General features: G+C 55.0%; 19 protein-coding genes and 1 pseudogene. 11 read left to right on the forward strand and 9 right to left on the reverse strand.

Features of this window, described 5'->3' with window-relative positions; translation table 11 throughout:
• Window positions 1–10: 10 nt before the first annotated feature.
• Together LEP6406_RS27560 and LEP6406_RS0210905 are read right to left on the reverse strand one after the other, a co-directional pair.
• A complete protein-coding gene (locus tag LEP6406_RS27560; protein ID WP_008311101.1) occupies window positions 11–526 on the reverse strand; it encodes a helix-turn-helix domain-containing protein in 516 nt (171 codons plus the stop codon).
• A 219-nt stretch (window positions 527–745) separates the two neighbouring features.
• The gene (locus LEP6406_RS0210905; protein ID WP_008311103.1) at window positions 746–1807 is read right to left on the reverse strand and encodes a putative bifunctional diguanylate cyclase/phosphodiesterase; all 1062 of its coding nucleotides are present in this window, start codon (window positions 1805–1807) and stop codon (window positions 746–748) included.
• An 868-nt stretch (window positions 1808–2675) separates the two neighbouring features.
• Between LEP6406_RS0210905 and LEP6406_RS0210915 the strand changes: the two genes are divergently transcribed.
• The 3 genes from LEP6406_RS0210915 (at window position 2676) to LEP6406_RS0210925 (ending at window position 4817) form a co-directional block, all read left to right on the forward strand.
• A complete protein-coding gene (locus LEP6406_RS0210915) occupies window positions 2676–3821 on the forward strand; it encodes a TIGR03364 family FAD-dependent oxidoreductase (protein ID WP_225886506.1) in 1146 nt (381 codons plus the stop codon).
• A 41-nt stretch (window positions 3822–3862) separates the two neighbouring features.
• Window positions 3863–4258: an MGMT family protein gene (locus LEP6406_RS27565; RefSeq protein ID WP_008311109.1), complete on the forward strand. Its 396-nt coding sequence runs from the start codon at window positions 3863–3865 to the stop codon at window positions 4256–4258.
• Between the two features lie 85 nt (window positions 4259–4343).
• Window positions 4344–4817, forward strand: coding sequence for a DUF29 domain-containing protein (locus tag LEP6406_RS0210925; RefSeq protein ID WP_008311111.1), 474 nt, complete (start codon window positions 4344–4346; stop codon window positions 4815–4817).
• A 140-nt stretch (window positions 4818–4957) separates the two neighbouring features.
• Here LEP6406_RS0210925 and LEP6406_RS27570 read toward each other — a convergent pair whose 3' ends face one another.
• Both LEP6406_RS27570 and LEP6406_RS0210935 read right to left on the reverse strand, forming a co-directional pair.
• Window positions 4958–5371, reverse strand: a complete 414-nt coding sequence (locus LEP6406_RS27570) for a CU044_2847 family protein (protein WP_008311112.1) — start codon at window positions 5369–5371, stop codon at window positions 4958–4960.
• A 74-nt stretch (window positions 5372–5445) separates the two neighbouring features.
• Entirely contained in the window at window positions 5446–5787 is a 342-nt protein-coding gene (locus LEP6406_RS0210935; RefSeq protein ID WP_027269046.1) for a hypothetical protein, read from the reverse strand.
• Between the two features lie 609 nt (window positions 5788–6396).
• On the opposite strand from LEP6406_RS0210935, the gene LEP6406_RS0210945 reads away from it, so the two are divergent.
• A complete protein-coding gene (locus tag LEP6406_RS0210945) occupies window positions 6397–6924 on the forward strand; it encodes a hypothetical protein (RefSeq protein WP_155834674.1) in 528 nt (175 codons plus the stop codon).
• A 100-nt stretch (window positions 6925–7024) separates the two neighbouring features.
• Here the strand turns inward: LEP6406_RS0210945 and LEP6406_RS34240 are convergent.
• The 5 genes and pseudogenes from LEP6406_RS34240 to LEP6406_RS0210965 all read right to left on the reverse strand — a co-directional run.
• Window positions 7025–7237 (reverse strand): annotated as a pseudogene (locus tag LEP6406_RS34240) (hypothetical protein); the annotation flags it as partial.
• A 231-nt stretch (window positions 7238–7468) separates the two neighbouring features.
• Window positions 7469–8806, reverse strand: coding sequence for an exonuclease subunit SbcD (sbcD, locus tag LEP6406_RS0210950; protein ID WP_008310205.1), 1338 nt, complete (start codon window positions 8804–8806; stop codon window positions 7469–7471).
• Window positions 8807–8884: 78 nt separating this feature from the next.
• Entirely contained in the window at window positions 8885–9484 is a 600-nt protein-coding gene (locus tag LEP6406_RS27575; protein ID WP_008310204.1) for a hypothetical protein, read from the reverse strand.
• 250 nt (window positions 9485–9734) lie between these two features.
• Complete coding sequence (gene moeB / locus LEP6406_RS0210960) at window positions 9735–10907, reverse strand: molybdopterin-synthase adenylyltransferase MoeB (RefSeq protein WP_008310202.1); 1173 nt, start codon at window positions 10905–10907, stop codon at window positions 9735–9737.
• A gap of 138 nt (window positions 10908–11045) precedes the next feature.
• On the reverse strand, window positions 11046–11525 hold the full coding sequence (locus LEP6406_RS0210965; protein WP_081748062.1) for a M67 family metallopeptidase: 480 nt from the start codon (window positions 11523–11525) through the stop codon (window positions 11046–11048).
• Between the two features lie 485 nt (window positions 11526–12010).
• Here LEP6406_RS0210965 and LEP6406_RS0210970 point away from each other — a divergent pair, with 485 nt between their 5' ends.
• The 7 genes from LEP6406_RS0210970 (at window position 12011) to LEP6406_RS0211000 (ending at window position 20373) form a co-directional block, all read left to right on the forward strand.
• Complete coding sequence (locus LEP6406_RS0210970; protein ID WP_008310199.1) at window positions 12011–14407, forward strand: two-partner secretion domain-containing protein; 2397 nt, start codon at window positions 12011–12013, stop codon at window positions 14405–14407.
• A 188-nt stretch (window positions 14408–14595) separates the two neighbouring features.
• Complete coding sequence (locus tag LEP6406_RS0210975) at window positions 14596–16284, forward strand: ShlB/FhaC/HecB family hemolysin secretion/activation protein (protein ID WP_008310196.1); 1689 nt, start codon at window positions 14596–14598, stop codon at window positions 16282–16284.
• Between the two features lie 85 nt (window positions 16285–16369).
• Entirely contained in the window at window positions 16370–17062 is a 693-nt protein-coding gene (locus tag LEP6406_RS0210980) for an ATP-dependent Clp protease proteolytic subunit (RefSeq protein ID WP_008310195.1), read from the forward strand.
• Window positions 17063–17070: 8 nt separating this feature from the next.
• Window positions 17071–17706 carry an ATP-dependent Clp protease proteolytic subunit gene (locus tag LEP6406_RS0210985; RefSeq protein ID WP_008310192.1) on the forward strand — a complete coding sequence of 212 codons (636 nt, stop codon included), beginning with the start codon at window positions 17071–17073 and terminating at the stop codon, window positions 17704–17706.
• A gap of 45 nt (window positions 17707–17751) precedes the next feature.
• Window positions 17752–18372, forward strand: a complete 621-nt coding sequence (locus LEP6406_RS0210990) for an ATP-dependent Clp protease proteolytic subunit (protein ID WP_008310191.1) — start codon at window positions 17752–17754, stop codon at window positions 18370–18372.
• A 100-nt stretch (window positions 18373–18472) separates the two neighbouring features.
• Entirely contained in the window at window positions 18473–19735 is a 1263-nt protein-coding gene (locus tag LEP6406_RS32060) for an SH3 domain-containing protein (RefSeq protein WP_008310189.1), read from the forward strand.
• Between the two features lie 128 nt (window positions 19736–19863).
• Window positions 19864–20373, forward strand: a complete 510-nt coding sequence (locus LEP6406_RS0211000) for a MarR family winged helix-turn-helix transcriptional regulator (protein WP_008310187.1) — start codon at window positions 19864–19866, stop codon at window positions 20371–20373.
• Window positions 20374–20461 lie beyond the last annotated feature (88 nt).

Below are 20461 nucleotides of genomic sequence, written 5' to 3' on the forward strand. Positions count from 1 at the left end.
TCGTCTGTCTCTAGCTCTTGGCTATGGTGCGCCAAGAAGCTCTTGATCTTTGCTTTTTTGCAGCTATCGCCTCAACATCAGCTTTGGGGTTTACCTTGCTGGTCTTTTTCCAACTGATGCCTGCGGCTTCAAAGAGGTCGTAGTAACTTTGTTTGGATTCATAGGCCACGTCATAGGTTTCGGCGAGATGGAACTCTAGTTCGCCCAAGGTCCAGATATCTTTGCTCTGCAACCACTTCAGCACGCTATCGCGTTGCTCTGCTGTTAAGTAACTCTGACGTCCTTTGTGGCGGGGCTTGAATCCAGTCACCCCTTCGCTTTCATAGGTCTGACGCCAGTTGCTCAATGAGCCTAGGGAGACATCCAGGATGTTCACTACTTGCTCGTAGCTATACCCTTGATAGAGCAGTTTAACTGCTATGGCTTTTCTGACTTGGCGACCATCCCGCTCTTGACGAATAAAGTCTTGCAGCTCTTCTATGGCAGTCCTATGGGGAGACTCTTTTAGGGGGCTGGGCAGTACCATGGCGTCTTCCTCTGCATACAGTTGGGTTGCTTTTCTGTAATTCTACTTTCTCTACTTCATCATTCAATCTGGATTGTTATATTTTAGTTGATATTTTAGTTGTTTTCATTCCATTTATAGTGATCCTGTATGAGCTTTGAGCAAGCCTTTTCGTGGCTGAAGCGAAGCGTAACCCACCCTACGAAGGTCTTCAGCAATCAAATGAGATTACTATAGAAACTAATATGCGACAGGAACTTTGCTGGACTGTGGCGATAGTAATGCAGTTACGGATTGGCTATCAAGGGGTTTAGAGAAGTAATAGCCCTGCATTTTAGTACAGCCTGCCCTCTGTAAAGCCGTCAGCTCTTCAGGGGTTTCAACGCCTTCGACAATTACATCTAAGCCTAGATTCCGGGCTAGCAAACAAATTGTCTTACTAATTTGCCATTGTTGGCTTTGGACAAAAGAACGATCAATCTTTAGTCCGTCAATGGGTAATTCTTGAAGGCGGCTTAAGCAAGAATAACCCGTACCAAAGTCATCAATATAGAGCTGAATTCCCATATCTTGAAGGGCCAACAAAACTGGAATAGCAGTTCGATTGTTATTGATCAAGGTACTTTCTGTGATTTCGATTTTCAAGGTGTTGGGGAGAATTTTTGTGGTTTCCAGGATTCTCTGAACTTCTGGAATTAAATCGGGTTGAAAAATTTCTGCTACTGAGAGGTTAACACTCATAGATAGGGGTGTCTGATTGGCATAGGCTTGCTGCCAAATATGGAGCTGATGACAAGCTTGCTCCAGGATCCAAATGCCCAATTTATGGATGCATCCCAGCTTTTCTGCCAGAGGAATAAAAACACTAGCTGGAATGGAAGTTGTATCGGATTGAGGCCAGCGGGCTAGCGCTTCAAAGCCAATAATGTGATTGTTTTTCATTGAGACGATGGGCTGATAAGCCAATTCAAACTCTTGATGAGTTAGGGCTTTGTATAAATTATTCTCAAGCTGTAATTGGTCAACCATTGTCCTTGACAAAATTGTCATGGGTAAGGTGGGCTTGTCTTCGAGGGTTTGGGCAAGACGGCTGAGGCGATTTACGTTGTTAATTGCGATCGCCAATAATTGTTGTCCTTCATGAGATAAAGATCCTAGTTGACCTGTATGGAGCAGACCTAATGCTCCTTTAATGGACGTGAGTGGTGTCCGGATTTCGTGGCAAATAAATAAGGCACTATTCCCTGATAAGTCTGTCAATTGAGGTTGCTCACGGTTGGGTTCTTTAATATCTTCAGACATGGGTATGGTTGATGTCCTGATGTTACTTGATAAGGGGTAGAATTCTGATATTTTTGATCTTAAAACAAGTCAGGTCGTGTATACATTTTGGACTTATTTTAGGGGAGTAAGATCGAAAATATTGTGCTGCTGTGGCAGTATGCTAGGTCTACTTGAGTGTAGTGGAACTACGCTCTGCATGAGCATGGCTAAGGGATCGTAAACTCAGCCAAACTGTGTAGTGATACTCGGATACGGTGATACAAACTTTCAAGCCTTGCTCAGCTTTTTCGTTGGCGATTTCATAGGCTTTTAATCGCTCAGTTAAGGTATAGGAATTGAGGTAAGTATAAAGTTCATTGCTGTAACTGAGCCCCTTGCAGATATCCTGATCCCAGTAGGTAAAGGGTTGGGTCAAGTCTTCGTTAACTAGGAGGGGTAGAGTCATCTCTACGGTATGTTGTTGGCTAGAGTGAGATGGCTGGGGCGTAGAGCAAGCTGGCCCCGATGACAGAAGGTGTAGGGCGGGCTGGGATGAACTGGGATGCCCGATAAGGTTGAGATGCCTGTGAGGGAGGTGACCTTGAGCTTGGAGATGGTTTAGTTGTGCCAACATCACACTGAGAAGGTTAGGGGGCTTGATGTGCTGGGCTCAAATTTTTCGGGATGAGCCGATATATGCGCTCATTCATAAAGGTAGTTAGGGAATATGGCAAACTTGTGGCGGGTTGGTGTGGAAATCCGGCTTACTGACTCTGCTTCCTTGGATTCCTGGACAAGAGGGGTCCGCCATCGCTTTGGACTTGCATCCTGCAACCGCTACAGATGGGATTAAAGTAAGCCTGTACACCCTGGCCATGGAGTCGTTCACGGGGTCCACTTCAGATGTGTGTACTTAGTAGGGTCTGGAGGGGGTATGAACCACGCGGATGTGATCATTGTCGGGGCGGGGGTTGTGGGTTTGGCCCTGGCCCGAGCGGCGGCGCGGCAAGGGTTACGGGTGATGGTGATGGAGCGCCATCCCCAGGCTACGGGGGCATCGATTCGGAATTTTGGCATGGTGTGGCCCATTGGTCAGCCTGAGGGGGTGCTGCGCGATCGCGCTTTGCGATCGCGGCAAATCTGGCTAGAGACAGCGGCGGCGGCGGGCTTCTCGGCGGATCCCATGGGCTCCCTGCACCTGGCCTATCGAGAGGATGAATGGGCGGTGCTAGAGGAATTTGTCGCCACCCACCCCGATCCGGAAACCCTGCGGCTACTCACTCCCGCAGAAACCTTAGCCAAGAGTCCGGCGGTGCGTCCCCAGGGCCTACTCGGTGCCCTCTGGAGCAGCACCGAAGTAATCGTGGATCCCCGTGAAGCCATTGTTAAACTGCCGGACTATTTGACGGACACCTATGGCGTTACCTTTCAGTTCAACACCGCCGTCACCCAGGTCAGTACCGGGCAGGTGGTGGCTGGGGGTAAAGTCTGGACCTGCGATCGCGTCCTGATTTGCAGTGGTGCAGACTTTGAAACCCTCTACCCAGACCACTATGCCGCCAGCGGCATCACCAAGGTAAAGCTGCAAATGCTCCGCACCGTTCCCCAGCCTCCGGGCTGGCGACTGGGGGCCGCCCTCTGCGGTGGTCTCACCCTCACCCACTACGGCTCCTTTGCCCATTGCCCCAGTCTCCCCGCCCTGAAGCAGCGCATCCAGGCAGAAACCCCCGAATTTCCCCGCTGGGGCATCCATGTCATGGTCTCCCAGAACGCCACGGGGGAACTGATTCTGGGGGATTCCCACGAATACGGCCCCAGCCCCGATCCCTTCGATAAAGCCGCCATTAATGACCTGATTCTGGGGTATCTCCAGGAATTTACCACCTTTCCTAACAGTGCGATTGCAGCTACCTGGCACGGGGTCTATGCCAAACTCCCCGGCCACAGTGAACTGATCCTGCAACCAGAACCGGGGGTCACGATCATCAATGCCCTCAGCGGTGCTGGCATGACCCTATCCTTCGGCCTCGGCGAAGACATCTTCCGCCACTAATTTCCTGATGGACAGACACATTTGTCCTACAGACTGGATGTATGAGCAGAACCTACGATCGCATCTATGATGTCGTGCGCCAGATTCCCTCTGGCCAGGTTGCCACCTACGGCCAAGTGGCAGAACTGGCGGGCCTAATCGGCAAATCTCGCCTCGTCGGCTATGCCCTCTATCGCGTGACGATAGAGGCAGACATCCCCTGGCACCGGGTCATCAACGCCAAGGGCGAAGTCTCCCACTCCCCCCGCCGCAACGGCACCGACTACCTGCAACGGGCCTTACTGGAGGATGAAGGCATTGTCTTTACGCCCGCTGGCAAGATTAATCTCCGCCAATATCGCTGGCAGCCCCCTCCCGATGTGCTGCTGGCCGCCATGACCCTGCTACAGGATGCCTTCAACCGAGCTTCCCTTGACCCAAAAGAGCCGCTAGATTGAGATCAGGAAATCAGGAAGTTCTGAGCAACTTACCGCATATTCAGGCGTTGAGGGCTGAGCATGGATGACTCTAGGAGGACTCACAATGAACTCTGAGATCAAGACAAAAATAGCGTCTTTGTATGACATTGATTTCCAATGCTGGCTAGACCAAACGGTAGCACAGCTACAGACCCATGACTTTAGCAATCTTGACCTAGAAAATTTAATTGAGGAGATCAAAAGTTTGGGGAAGAGTGACAAACGGGCGATTTCCAGCTATCTGATGCGACTCTGCGAACATTTTCTTAAGCTTCGGTATTGGGAATCCGAGCGAGAACAGTGTTTCCGAGGTTGGAAGCTTGAGGTTGTCAACTTCCGCCTGCAAATTCAAGCCATACTCAAAGACAGTTCCAGCTTGAAAAATCATCTCCGTGAGAACTTTGTGTCGGAGTATCGCAATGGCAGAAAACTCTTCCTGAATGGCAGTGAGTTGGAGGCCCGCTCAATTCCCCCAGATCCTGACTTTACCCTGGAGCAAGCCCTGGATGAAGACTGGCTCCCTTGGCAACCGGAATAGTTCAGAGAAAATTCCGGGTCGTCTCTGAGGGCATGGTGATTTCCCGGACACGGTGGCGCTGCGGGCAGCCTCCGGCAGTGATTCCTGAAAGTAGGAAAAGAATCTTACCCGTGCAGGCGAGACGCCCGCACTAGGAATGTTTACTGCTCCTGGGAACCCTCTTTCCCTTTGGGGAATTTGCAGGTGACCTCGATCTTAAAATCTCCCCCCACAGAGCCCTTGGCCAACATGGGAATGCCGGTATCCGCATTGACCTTGATGCCAAAGGTGAGCTTCAATTCCTCTACCTCTGCCCCCGCCAGGTTTTTGAACGCCCCCAAGGCATACATCGTATAGGCCCGCAGGGTGCCATGGATGGTCTGCAACTGGGCCTTGATCACCTGCTGCTGCTTATCCGGGGGCGTGATGCCGTAACTTTCTCGACTGGGGTTAGGGGCATAGGTGCGGGTAGGCTCTGGGGCGGCGCTGCCGCCAGTCCCCGGCGCATCGGTTTCTATATAAATGGTGTAAGTGCCGGTTTCGTCTTCAAATTCAATCGGTTGCACGGTGGCCATGGGTTTCCTGCTGGGGGAGTGGATGAACAGTGGGGCCGGGAAGTCGTTGTTTATTGTAGTAGGGAGTCATGACCCTAACGCCGATTGAATTCCAGTTGCCCCAGATAGTCCAACGACCCGAATGGGTCATTTCCCCCAAATAACCTCACCTCATAAGTGCCAGAGGTGGGCAACGCACCGGTGATCTCTGGCCCTACAGTTGCTTGGTCAGTACACCGCTCTGAATGACTGGCCCCCTTGTGGGCATAGCTAGCCGTCAGCCATTGCTGTTGGGGGTTGCGAACTTCCACGATCGCAGTGCCGGGGGTATCGGTTTGGGAGCGGTTTGGGGTGACTAGACTTAAACCATGGGCAAAGAACCCCGGTCGCATCATCGGCTGTCGGAGAAATTCCCCCAAGGATAGGGGCTGGGGCAAGAGCTGCCAGTTGGCATCTCCAGGGAAATGGGAAATGAATGGCCATCACTAGGGCCAGGTTCTATCCACCACCGTTGGTTGTGGGGCTGAATCCGTTGTGGAAGCAGGGCTGGGCTGTTGGGAAGGGCTGGGCTCTAGACCCTCTCGAAAATTGGGCCGAGGATTCGGCTGGGGGGTAGGGCGAAGGGCGGTGGGATAGCGAAGCGTAACCCACGGAGCAATAGGCTTAGGCTTACTCAAGGCTCTTGTAGGATCGCTATAGAAATTTCTCCTTAAGAATTAAATTCACTATAGGGAGTAGCCTACGGTCTTTCTATTGGGGAATCTATCTTGAGAAATAGTCCAAAACTCAACCCCAGGATGGATATCGTTTCCTATTTCACGGCTTATCATAAGTAACAGAACGAGTCTGGCAGAAAAAGCCCTCAAGGCAAGCTAAATATTGAGATAAATCCATCTCAAAACTCCGCGTTGAGATCCAGAAAAAATACAGAAATGGATCTGATCGGAGATAAAAATTCTGACGAATCCTACTGGTGAAAAATGATACCCCACAACAAGAAAAATCAGTCCATCGAACCTATCGAAGGGACAATTAATGGCCGAAAAGTGACCCCGGAAGAGGTTGCCTACCGGGATGGATATGTCGAAGGGTCTATCCAAGAAAATCAAGCCCACGAAGATTTTCAAGAAAGCCAGCTTCATCGTGAAGAGTTGAGACTACGTCAGGCACAACAAGTCGCCCTGTCGAATAGCCATACGACAACTGGGGTATTCTTTGGCATGGTTTTGGCGATTCTAGCTGCTTTGATCGGTGGAATTCTCTGGACTACAAACCGCAGCGGTAATGAGGGAACAGAGCCTCAACCTCAAGGCTCAGAAGTTCCAGTTCGCCCTGATACACCCCAATCTGATACACCCCAGTCTGACACAACAATTATTGAGCGCACCATTGAACGAACCCAAGAGGTGATTCCAGCGCCAACACGGGGAAGTCAGCCTGACATCAATATTGTCGTTCCCACTTCTCCACAACCCACCCAACAAGCTAATCCCCCCACTCAAACCCCTGAATCTAACGAAACCTCCCCGCCAGCAACTGAGGCAACTACAGAGCCTGAAGAGAACCAGCAGTAGTAGTATCATCAGTCTTTAATTTCTGACTGGTTTCAACTTGTTTTCAGCCCCAATTCTTACCCCAAGAATTGGGGCTTATTCAAGGGAGAATTACTCAAGCGTTGACATAGTCTTGTCGCCAACTATCAGAGACTCCGGTGGCTCTGGCGATGCCTGCTAGGGGAATCTTCTCTAACAGCAGTAGATCGACCAATGCCCGAGTGTCTTTGTTTTTCGGCTGCCACTGGTGGTCTTCTACGAATTGGCGGTTGCAGTCTCGGCACTTGTAGTTCTGCTTAGGGAGCTGCGGGTTAATAGTGTACCCAGTGGCCAGGTTTTCTCCCGAAGGGAGAAAGCCCGATCAGCGGAGCGGGTACGTTATTTTCCTGCGAGTCCCTTACCGTGCCTAGTGGTGCCGTTCTTGGAGATGTCGTGAGACCCACATGTTGGACAGGTCATCTCGATCTTCATGTGTCCTACTCCCTGAGTATCTAGGAATACGACAGCGATGTCTTATTTTTCTTTACTAAAATGCACTGCCCCTTTTTGCAGTAGCTCTACAGCTCTACAAGAGGCGGAGTTGGCGGGTGGGATGATCCGCGATGGCCCCTGTGGGCCGATCTCTGACCATCGTAGTTTTTTCCCCGTCAGGTTCTGCTATCGGTTGCCAGGGAATTTCCTCCTCCTCCCCTGCCCCCACTAGCAGCGTTTGGGCGGCAGTGACCATATCGGGGGCTAGGTCTGCGAGGTCGGGACGGTTGCTGAGGTAGGTCTGGAGGGCGCTGAGGGGATCGAGGCGATCGCGGGTACCTAGTTCGGGCAAGCGAGGCCGAGAGATTTGGCTCACCAGTTGGGGGTGGATGGTGTAGGTATGGGCGGCGGCTAGGGCGGCATTCAAAACGGCGGGTTCAATGGTTTCTAGTTGGTGGGGGTGGAGGGTATAGGTGAGGCGTACCACCGCATCGGTGATGGCGGCGCGGGTAATGGCCTTCAGCAGGTGATCCTGGGGGTGTTTGGCCTGGGTGATGTCCACCGTGAGGGCCTGAAAGGGGCGCACAGGTAGGGAACAAAACTCCGCCTGGGCCTGCCCGCGCTCCACCTGCACCCAAAGGTAACCCTTGTCCTCATCCACTTCACTAAAGTCCACCCGCTCAATGCTACCGGGGTAGGCGGTGAGGGGCTGCTGGCAGAGAATCTGGTGGCGATGAACATGGCCCAGGGCCACGTAGTCAAAGCAAGGGCGGGCCAGAAGGGCGAGGGGAACGGTGAAGCCCTTGCCCACGGCCAAGAATCGCTCGGCCCCGTAGCGGGCAGTATCGGTCATAACGTGGGCCAAGAGAATCGCCGGTACCGCCGGATCCAGTTGGCGAATTTCCCCTTCTAGGGCCACCCGTAGCCGGTCTACAAGGCGCTGGTTCACCTCGGCCATAGACAACCCCTCAGTTTCGGGGCGAGTGAGCAGGGTGGAGGGAGTGAGCCAGGGTAGGGTGATGACCTGGATGGGGCCGTGGGCGGTATCAATAACGTGGGTGGCAAGGCGATCCCCCACGACGACACCGGGCACCCCCAGGGTGCGGTAGATGCACAGGCTGGCCCCTCCCTGCCCCTGGGCATGCTGGTCATGGTTTCCCACTAGCAGCACCGTGGGAATGCCCGCGTCGGCTAATCGGCGGAATTGACCGGCAAAGGCTTGTTGCACCAGGGGGGGCGGTGTGGCATCGGGAAAGGCATCCCCCCCAAAAAGAACGAGATCGGCGGGTTCTGCGATCGCGCGATCCACACAGAGACTAAGACTGCGCACAAAATCTTCCAGACGGGTATTCAGCCCCGTCTCCGGGTTGATGCGCCCGTGGCTGAAGCCACTGCCCATGTGAATATCCGACAGGTGCAAAATCGAAATCATGGGGAATGCAGGGCAAATGTTATGGCGTGCCCTAGGGCTGTGCTAGCTCATAGTATAGCTGTGGCCCAAAGTTTCCCCCTATTCCGCTATTCCTGTCTCAAAGGTGGCCTGCAAACGCTCTTGGAGGGGCGGCAGATCTTCAATTAGAAACACCGTTATTTTGCCCATGCTAGTAAATCCCTGGGAATTGCCCGTCAACTCCCACCAATAGGCAAAGCGATCGCCCTGGCGCAGTTCCCCTTGGCGTAGAACGCCATTGGTCATCACCACGGTATCGGCATTGGAATAGCGATAGACCACGGCAGCGCGACGGTAGTCGTTGTAAATTGTGGCATCGTAGATCACTCGCAGGGCTTCCTCCATGCGGTTGGCGGTGATGCCATCGACGATGTCCACCAGACTGGCTTCCTCCGTGCGAATCAGCCGCCCCAGCACCAAGTCCGGGGTGATCCCCGTTACTGGAATCACCGTGGCCCGAAAGCGAAAGCGGCGGGCTGGGGTTTCGGCCCGATTCACGACCAATCGTTCCGTGGGGCCGGGGCGCAGGGTGGGATGGGCGTTGATCCAGGCTTCCACGGCGGCGGTGGAGTTTCCTGGTACTGCGATCGCGGTGCCCCCCAGGAAGGCCCAGAGGCTCAACCCCAGCCCAATGGCGTAATGCTGTCTGTAATGACCCATGGTTTTGTCCCCCAAATGCCCCTAGTTATACACAGCTTTTCTAGGGTGCGTCATCAATTAACAGGGCAATGCTGGTGGTACAACGCCGATCGCAATTTTCTGGACTGAACACTAGAGCCGATTACACCCTGAATCACCCCCCTTAGTCCCCCCTTTCCAAGGGAGTCAGCCCCGCTGCGCCACAATTTGCGCCACAACATTCGCCACAATTGTTGTGTGGCGAATGTTGTGTGGCGAAACATTCCGGTGTCTAGTACTGGGGTACAGAGGGATCAATTTCTCGACTCCAAGCCAAAATTCCCCCCGTGACATTGATGCCGCCGATCCCCGCCTCCTTGAGCAGCCCCAGTGCCTTAGCGGAACGCACCCCGGACTTGCAGTGCACCACTAACTTACGACCATCGGCAAGGGAGCGCACTTTATCGAGGGCCGTCCCATTTTCAATCTCCGACAGGGGGATCAACACCGAGTCGGGGATGCGGGCAATCTCGTATTCGTGGGGATTCCGCACATCTAGCAGGACAAAATCCTTCGTCTCCTGATCCAGAAGCTGCTTAAGGGCCACCACCGTCATCTCGGGGATAGCAGCTTGTTGGGCGGCTTCCTCTGCCTGGGCCTGGGGAATGCCACAGAACTCGTCATAGTCGATCAGGTTTTCAATCACAGGTCGGACTGGGTTGGGCCGCAGTTTTAGTTCCCGGAAGGTCATTTCCAGGGCGTTGTACAGCAGCAGTCGCCCGCTCAGGGTCGTTCCTTGGCCCGTAATGATTTTGACGGTTTCCGTGGCCTGGATCACGCCAATCATGCCGGGGAGGATGCCTAGAACGCCCCCTTCAGCACAAGAGGGGACGAGGCCAGGGGGCGGCGGTTCAGGGTAGAGATCGCGATAGTTTGGCCCATCTTCATAGTTAAAGACCGTGGCCTGTCCTTCAAAGCGGTAGATAGACCCATACACATTGGGTTTGTTCAGCAGTACGCAGGCATCGTTGACCAGGTAGCGGGTGGGGAAATTATCGGTGCCATCTACCACAATGTCGTAGGGCTCAAAGATCTCTAGGGCATTTGCCGAAGACAGCCGGGTATTGTACAACTCCACTTCGCAGTAGGGGTTGATTTCTAGGATGCGGGCCTTGGCGGACTCGATTTTGAGTTTGCCCACCCAGGCGGTGCCGTGGATGATCTGGCGCTGAAGATTGGAATGATCCACCACGTCAAAATCGACGATGCCGATGCGGCCTACACCGGCGGCGGCCAGGTACAGTAGCAGCGGCGATCCCAGTCCCCCCGTACCGACGCAGAGGACACTGGCGGCCTTGAGGCGCTTCTGACCCTCTAGGCCAATTTCCGGCAGGATCAGGTGGCGCGAGAAGCGCTCGTACTCTTCGGGTAATAGCTGGATCGTGTCCAAATTGGGATTGAGCATAGCTTGGCTGGGAGAGTGGGCAGCAGTGCGGCTATCCAAGTGTCCGCTGCCAGGGGTCAGCCTAGGGGCGAGGACCAAGGCGGCACGGGCAATGGAGCGCGGGCAAAAGACCGCAAGATCCTATCTTAGTTCAAGATATCAGGGGCTTGGGTCACTCCTAATTTCTATCGGCTCGGGTTGAAATTGCTGATTTTCATCCAATCGCCAACTTTGAAAATCGTCGCCTCGGCCTTGACGCACCGACAGAATCGGGTAGGAATAGCCATTCCAGGCTAGGGTGCGATCGCACTCTGAGGGCACCGCCGGATGGTCGGGATGGGAGTGATAAATGCCCACAATCACCCAACCGCGATCGCGGGCCTGCCCTTGGGCCGTGAGCAAATCTTTGGGATCAACCCAATATCGCCGCCGCCGATCCAGATCCGGGGCACCAGTTCGCCCCATCAATTCCCCTTGGTCAGGGGTCCATTGGTTATGGAGGGGCCGGACTTCATAGACAGTGCGATCGCCACTGGGATCTATTACCCCCAGCAGCACCCCACAGCACTCCTCGGGATAAACCTGCTCCCCCTGTTGCCGTATTCGTTGGTATTGAAACCCATTCAAAATCAAAGTCAAGGTTGTCTAGCTGAGTGGGGACACCTTTACAGGGTAAGCGTACAAGGAGACAAGGGTAAGAACCGCTTCCAGATCACCCTGCCACAAGTTCGTCATATTCCCTAGCTACCTTGATAGAGTCAGGGTTTAGCTCCCCTTATTATCAAAATCAAATCTTATTTGGCTACCCCCTATTCAATCGTAGGGCGAATAGTATAAAGCCTCTGGCTTGGCTTCGCCTAATGCTCCTACGGTTTAGCTGTTTGAGAATCGGGGTTATATGATTCGGATTTGGGATTAGATCGGCAACCAGTCGCCAATTCTAAGGGTAAGAGCGCAGTAACCGTTCACAGCACTACTTCCCTTCGAACAAGGAATAAAGGGTTGCAACGGTTGAGCTGGAGGCGAGTGAATTATTACGGTAGAAAAGCTCTATCATCTTTCAACTTCATCCTCCAACTTCTAGAGGTTTTCCACTACGTAACGTCACTTTATCGACATTTCCGATGCTCAAAACCATCATTTACTCAGCGACTAGTCTATGTTTGTCCAGTAGCCTTGTTCCCTTAGCCGGTCTCCCCGCCTTTGCCCTGCCCACAGGTGGCAGTGTCATTTCTGGAGAGGTTCAAATTACCCCCCACAGTGACCACCGCCTCGATATCAATCAATCCAGTCATCGCGCCATCATCCACTGGGATACCTTCAACCTGAGCGAAGGCCACCACATCTTCTTCCATCACCCCTCCGGGGATGCTGCCACATTGAACCGAGTACTGGGGAATACCCCCTCTAGCATTGCGGGACAAATCAATGCTCTGGGAACGGTGTTGATTCTCAACCCCAACGGTATTCTCTTCACTGAAACGGCCCTGATCGATGTGGGTGGTCTGCTGGCCACCAGCCTGTCTGTGAATGAACAGGACTTTATCTCTGGCCTACCCTTAACCCTGGGGGCGGTGGGCACCCCTGGCAATGTGGTAAATCGGGGCCAAATCACCGTGCGAGAGGGGGGCTATGCCGCCCTAGTGGCCCCCCAAGTGGCGAACCAAGGAGTGATTTTGGCCCGCTTGGGTCGCATTGATCTGGCGGCGGGCAGTCAGGCCACCCTAGATCTGTATGGCGATGGCCTACTGAGTTTGACGATTGACCCAGCCTTGGCGGCAAACAACCCAGACATTGCAGCTTTGATTGCCCACAGCGGCACCCTCTCTGCCGATGGGGGGCAAGTGTGGCTCTCAGCAGCAGCGGGGGCAGCGGTGTTGAACCAGGTGATCAACACTACAGGCATTATCGAAGCACAGCAGGTAGATCAGCAGGGGGGGCGGATTGTCCTCTCTGGCGGTGACGGCACCATTGCCCTGGGGGGCAGGGTGAATGCAGAAGGAGGTCAGGTCAACATCAGCAGCGCAGCTCTCAATGTGAGCAGTGAGATTGGGGTACCCCGTGGGGTGGGTAGTGGCGCGGCAGATACGACGGTGATGTTGAATCTGGGTACAGCCACCCAAGAGGGGCGATTGGAAATTCAGGAGTCGGGATTTTTGCGGGTGCGGGAGCTATCTCTAGATTCGCCCCACCTCACTGGGGTAGGAATTGCGATCGCAAACACTCGTGCAGATGGTCTCCATAGCACCGTGCTCCATCTGAATACGGGAATTACAGTGGAGAACTACGGTTTCAACCCCTCCACCATAGTCAACGTAGCCCTAGGCAGCAGCATCCAATCGGGCGTCAACGCCGTTGCCAACGGCGGCACAGTCAATCTAGCCGCAGGCACCCATACCGAGGGAACGACTCTAACCCTGGCTAACCGCACCCTCACGCTACGGGGAACAGGAGCTAACACCACGGCGATTAGTGGAGCCAACAGCTATCAAATCTTCAATATCTCAGGCACCTCCGATGTCACCTTCGACGGCCTCACCCTGCAAGCGGGGCATCAGCTACCGGGATCTGGGGGCGCTATTTTTGCAGGCACCGGCAGCACCGTCACTATCAATAACAGTGCCCTAGTCGGTAACCATGCCAATGGTCTGGGGGGCGGCATCTACGTTGGCGCTGGCAGCACGGTAACTCTTTTCAACAGCAACCTCTCAGCCAATACCGCTGAAAATGCAGCCAACAATGGCGCAGGGGGTGCTCTGCTCAATGATGGAGGTACCGTCAGGATTACCAACAGCACCCTCTCGGGAAATCAGGCCAATTATGGGGGGGCGCTACGTAATCAAAATAATGGCATAGTCACGATTACCAACAGCACCCTGACAGGCAACCTAGGGACTCACCCCACCAGTGCGATCTCAACAGGCGGGATTCGCATTGCCTCGGGCACCGTCACCGTCACCAACAGTATCGTAGCGGGCAATAGTGCCCATGCCAATAATGCTCCCCAGGAGGTGTCCGGCCCGCTTATCTCCGGTGGCCATAACTTGGTAGGCACGAACGGTAATGCGGGCGGATTCCCAGCCATCGCCAGCGATATTGTCCTGCCAGGTGCGATTGCCACTGCCCTAGGTCCCCTAGCGAACAATGGTGGCCCCACCCAGACCCACGCCTTAGTACCCGGTAGCCCCGCCATTGATGCGGGTAGTAATGGGGCAGTTTCCCCAGAAGTGACCACAGATCAACGAGAATTTGGGAGCCGCATCGTAGGGGCAGCGGTCGATATCGGAGCCTACGAGTTTGGGGCGGCCCCATCCATAGCCCCAGCCCCAAACGCTACCCCAGCTCCCTTTAGAACAGGAGTAGCTGTTGTAGGTCCTCAGCCGTGTCAAGTGCCCACAGCATTGCCCGAAGCCCTCGAAATTCCAAGAGAAGAAGAATTTACGGCTCTAAAAGTTTGCGGCTCCATGGCGATTCAGAGATCACAGCCGCCACGAAGCCGGACAAACGCCCCACCTTACTGACCTAGGGCATGGGGAGAATTAACGGGAAAACCCTTGTGGGGTAGGCATGATCACGCCCGCTCTACTGCATCAAGCTAGGGGCTGTCCCCCCCATAACCAGGAACCTGGCTTTGATGGTCCACAGCCCCTAAAAAAAGCAGCAGCAAGAAGGCCGTTAGGCTATACACCCCAACACCCCAATACCCATCATGCTTAGCCTCCGTCTACTAACAGGACTAGCCCTGCTTCTGCCTACGCTTGCCCAAGCCCAACCCGCACTACCCCCCAGCGACGACCCCGGACGGATAGAGCAAAACCTGCCCCCCATCGCTCCACCCCCCCCATCGGACGACCTAGTAATACCCGCCACGGAAGACCGCACTCCACCCGCGCACGCCGATGCAATCCAGTTCCACCTAGAATCCCTCGTTATAGAAGGCGTAACCGTTTATAGCCCACAAGAACTAGAAGTGTTCTATCGCCACCTGATTGGTCGCGAGATCACCCTACGCACCCTCTACGATATTGCCAACCAACTCAGTGCCCAATATCGCCAAGACGATTACGTTCTCTCCCGCGTTGTGGTACCCGCCCAAACTGTAGAAGGGGGAGAGGTCAGACTACAAGCCATCGAAGGCTACATCGAAGGGGTGGATTTGCCCGACAGCTCCCTACCCAGTGGTCTACAACAGCGCATCCTAGACTACAGCAATCCCCTCAGCCAAGAGCAGCCCCTACGACTCAGCACTTTAGAACGGAGTTTGCTGCTGATCAACGATCTGCCAGGGGTAACCCTCGCCAGCACCCTCAGCCCCGGCACTGAAACCGGGGCCACACGTCTGCGGCTTACCCCCCGGTACGAAGCCATCAATGCTGCTCTAGGGATGAATAACCAAGGCAGCGCCACCCTGGGGCCATTGCGAGCCCAAGGTGGTATCTTCCTCAACTCCCTGGTGCTGGGTACCGGAGAACAGCTCAGCCTTACAGGGGGTACCACCCCAGCGGAAGTGAGCCAACTTACCAGCTTCGCCCTAGGCTTGGATGTCCCCACCGGTCCAGACGGACTGCAATTCACCAGCCGCTTTGCCTACACCCACATTCGCCCCGGTGGTGCCCTGAGTGTCTTCAGCATTGACGGAGAGACCTACCGGGGTAGCCTGGGGCTCAGCTATCCCCTGCAACGAAGCCGGCGGCAAAACATCATTCTGCGGGGCAGCCTAGAGGCCAGCAGTCGTACTACCCGCACCACCCTTCTGGGTTCTCCTATCATGCTGAGCCAAGATCAGCAGGTGGTCGCACGACTGGCAGCCCAGATCAACCGCCAGGATGCCAGCGGGATTTGGTGGGGGGATTTGGAGCTGTCCCAAGGGTTGGGAGGATCTCCCGATGCAGTGGATCGCCCCCGCTCCCGTGCTGAAGGTCGTCTAGGGTTCACGAGCCTACGCGCTGAGATCACTCGCCGTCAATTCCTCTCCGCTGGCTTCAATCTGGAGTTGGGAGCCACAGGGCAGATAGCCAGCAGTAGTCTACTGGTGGGAGAGCAGTTCGGCCTGGGCGGTAACCGCTTTGGGCGAGGCTTCATTGCTTCCGAGGTGTTAGGAGATGCGGGCTATGGCCTGCGGGCGGAGCTACAGCGGCCCTTTGGCTATGTTCTGGCTGGATCACCGATGGTCACTCAGCCCTACCTGTTCTATGACTATGGCCAAGTGTTTCGCTATCGACCTACGGTCGTGGAAAATGCCACCGACAGCCTCAGTTCCGCTGGGGTAGGGCTACGCCATAGCATTGGCTCCTGGCTCTTGGCAGATCTGACCCTAGCCTTTCCCCTCAGCCGCACCGATACCCCTCTAGCGAATAACGCTCCTCGGTTTTTCTTTAACCTTCAGGCATTTTTCTAGGGGCCAAAGAAAGGCACTCCCTGGCGGCCCTCTGTCGTCACGCTACTATGTTAAACACGATGTGCCTTGGGTATTTCAACCATTTATGAGTTCAATACAAGCTGTGCAAGCCCCCTATGGTGGTGGTGGCGGTGCCTACTACCGCACTCCCCCGCCAGATCTGCCCTCTCTGCTCCTCAAGGAGCGCATTATCTACCTAGGGTTACCCCTAGTCTCTGCTGATGAGTACAAGCGGCAGCTTGGGGTAGACGTGACCAAGCTGATCATCGCCCAACTGCTCTTCTTGCAGTTTGATGATCCCGATAAGCCCATCTACTTTTACATCAACTCCACTGGCACCTCTTGGTACACCGGTGATGCCATCGGCCAGGAAACGGAAGCCTTCGCCATCTGCGACACCATGGGCTACGTCAAGCCCCCCATCCACACCATCTGCATCGGACAAGCGATGGGCACCGCTGCAATGATCCTGGCCTCAGGGACTAAGGGTTTCCGGGCCAGTCTGCCCCACGCCACCATTGTGCTCAACCAAGCCCGTGTCGGTATGGGTCGCAGCCAAGCCACGGATATTCAAATCCGGGCGAAGGAAGTTCTAGAGAATAAAGCGGCTATGCTGGATATCCTGGCGAAAAATACGGGCAAAACCCCGGCCCAAATTGCCAAGGATACCGACCGCATGTTTTACCTGACGCCCCCCGAGGCTAAGGAATACGGCTTAATCGATCGGGTGTTAGAGAGCACCAAGGATCTGCCCAAAGCGCTGCCCGCATTGGTTTAGGTGGCCCTATGCCTGTTGATGAAATTCTGCGCGTTCCCTACAACATCCCTGGCAGTCAGAACTGGCAGTGGCTGAATATCTATACCCGTCTAAGTCAGGAGCGCATTATCTTTCTGAATCAGCCCGTGACGATGGGCGTCGCCAACTCCATTATTTCGGCGCTGCTCTACCTGGAATCGGAAGATAATACTAAGCCGATCTACCTGTATATCAACTCCTTGGGCGATCCCGTGCTTGCGGGCATGGCGGATGAGACGGCGGGCCTCTCGGGTATCACCGCCAGCCTTGCCATCTATGACACCTTCCAGCACATCAAGTCAGAGGTGATCACCATTTGCCTGGGGCAGGCGGTGGGGGTAGCAGTCATGTTGCTCTCGGCGGGCACCAAGGGCAAACGGGTCAGCCTCCCCAATGCCATGATTACCCTGATGCAGCCCTATGTTGGTACCCAGGGACAGGCCACGGATATTCAGCTCAGTGTCCAGGAGGCTTTAAACAAGCGCAATATCATGATGCAGATTTTGGCGGAAAATACGGGCCAATCCGTTGAAACGCTGCATCGCGACATGGACCGGGCTTTTTATCTGACCCCGACTGAAGCCCAAGCCTATGGGCTCATTGATCGCGTCTTGGATAACCGTTAGGGTCTGCCAACTCAACTCACTACTCGCTTTTTCAGGAGAAATTCTATGCCTATTGGTGTGCCCAGTGTGGCCTATCGACTTCCCGGCAGCCCCTACGAACAATGGATCAGTATCTATGAGCGGCTGTTCCGGGAGCGGATCATTTTTCTATCCGAAGAGGTCACGGACAGCATTGCTAACGCCATCGTGGCTTATCTGCTGTACCTAGATTCTGAGGACAATACCAAGCCTATTTACCTCTATATCAATTCCCCTGGCGGTTCGGTGACGGCGGGTATGGCTATCTATGACACCATGCAGTACATCAAGGCGGAGGTGATCACCATTTGTGTGGGACTGGCGGCCTCTATGGGAGCTTTCTTGCTGGCGGCGGGGACCAAGGGGAAGCGCACCGCATTGCCCCACGCCCGGATCATGATCCACCAGCCCTTGAGTGGAGCCCGAGGGCAGGCTACGGATATTGAGATTGAGGCGAAGGAGGTGCTGCGGGTGAAGCACACCCTTAATAAAATGCTGGCGGAGCGTACGGGTAAGACCCTGGAGGAGATTGAGCGGGATACCGATCGCGATTATTTCCTCTCGGCCCAGGAAGCGGCCCGCTATGGCCTGATTGATCGGGTGATTGAGGAGCGGGCACCGGAGGCGCTGGCTGCTGCCGTGAACTAAGGTGTGATGGCGTATGATCGCCTGTCTGCCCATTTCGCAGCCAATTGGGGCGCATTCATGTCGGCTCGTACTGCTCGTACTGTCTATTGGGGTTTGACCTATGGACTCACATTTCCCTTCCCCCCTGCGGGGGCTTCATCCCTCTTTGATGACCATCCTGGGTGGAGGGCGACGACGGTGGCAGCGGCGACTGTCTTTAACTGGTGCGATCGCACTTGTCCTGCTGACTAGTGGTAGCCAGATCCAAGCAGATACCTTCATCCCCAACGGCAACGCCCAAAGCGCCTATATTGCTCCTCCACCGGGCTACAACCTGAATATCCGCAGCGGTCCCGGCACCCAGTTCCCCGCAGTCAATACCCTGCGCCGGGGCACCCCCATTACCCTCACCGGACGCTATGAGAATGGCTGGGCCGAACTGACCAATGGCACATGGGTGGCGGGCAATCTAATTAGCCGCATGCCCCCCGCAGGCTCCGGGGGCGCAGGCACCAACACCTATACCGCCTATGTGGCCACCCCCGTCGGCTACAACCTGAATATTCGCAGTGGCCCCGGCACCCAATTCCCCGCAGTCAATACCCTCAGTCGCGGCACCGCTATTACCGTCACCGAGCGCTATGAGAATGGCTGGGTGCAACTGACTAATGGCAGTTGGGCCGCAGGCAATCTAGTCCAAATCGGTAACCCTGTCGCCGTAGCTGCTACCCCTAGTACGGCGACAGGCACCAGCCCTAGCAGCAGCACGGTGCTGCAACTGGGCAGCCAGGGGCAGGCCGTGACTAGCTTACAAACTCGCCTCCAAGCCCTGGGCTACTTGCCGGTGGCCTATACCCCCAATGGGGTGTTTGACGCCAGGACAACCCAAGCGGTCCAAGACTTTCAGCGGGTGAATGGTTTGCCAGTGGATGGGGTGGTTGGATCGGAGACCTTGAATCGGATTTACAGTGCCGATGCCAGCTACCGGACTACAGGTGGAACCACCAGTGGCGGGACAGTGACACCAAGCCCTACACCTACTGCCAGCCCTACACCTACTGCCAGCCCATCGCCTACTGCCAGCCCATCGCCCACGGCTAGTCCTTCCCCCACCGTCAGCCCTACACCTACCGCCAGCCCATCGCCCACGGCCACTTCCAGTCCAGCCCCTACCAGCACCCCTGGGAATGGGGTCGCCAGGGAAGTGGTAGTCCGGACCGACAATGGCATGGAAATGCCCACGTTTACAGGACCGGGAACAGAATACGCGCTAGCTGAATTCTTGCCCGATGGTTCTAGGATCCGCATCACGGGACAGATCCAGGGAAATTGGGCGGAGATGGAAAATGGTAACTGGGCCTATGTCCCCTGGTTAGAGCTTTAGAAAGGGCTTAGCCATGGGTCGGGGACAATTCCTGCCGAATTCAGTCCCTCAGTTCCTTGTTGGAGTCATAGCGACCCCTATAATCGAGAAAAAGTTTGGGGTGTTTTAAGATACACCCCCTCCTTAATGTGCTAACTGTACGTGACTTACCCAAGTATGAGGCGCTGCTAGCGCTCGCCCGTCAGTATCCGGCGCTAAACATTACGGCGGTGGAAACCTGCACGATGTTTTTGCGGACTGCGACGGATGTCTACGGGGTCATGGATCGTCACTTCAGCGAATACGATTTGTCCATGGGCAAGTTCATCGTGTTGATGCTGCTGAAGTGCAGCGACGATGGTTGTACGCCTTCGGAATGTGCCGATCGAGCCGGGGTAACTCGGGGCACCATCACGGGGCTTTTGGATGGACTGGAGCGAGAGGGGCTCCTCAGCCGGGAACCCCATCCCCAGGATCGTCGCTGTACCCTGGTGCGCCTCAGCGATCGCGGTTATACGCTTTTGGATGGCATGTTGCCGCACCATTTTCAACTCATTGCCACCCTGATGTCGCCTCTCTGTGAAGCAGAGCAACGCACCCTATTCATCCTCCTCGAAAAGCTGCGCTTAGGGGCACAACCCCTCCTAGAGGCGGATTAGAACAGGGCGGTGGGCAATCTGGCGGGCAATCTTTAGATCCGTGGGGTGGGTGGGGAAAGATACTTTTCGCCAGGGCCAAACCCGCCTA

Source organism: Leptolyngbya sp. PCC 6406, assembly GCF_000332095.2.
GTDB lineage: Bacteria > Cyanobacteriota > Cyanobacteriia > Phormidesmidales > Phormidesmidaceae > PCC-6406.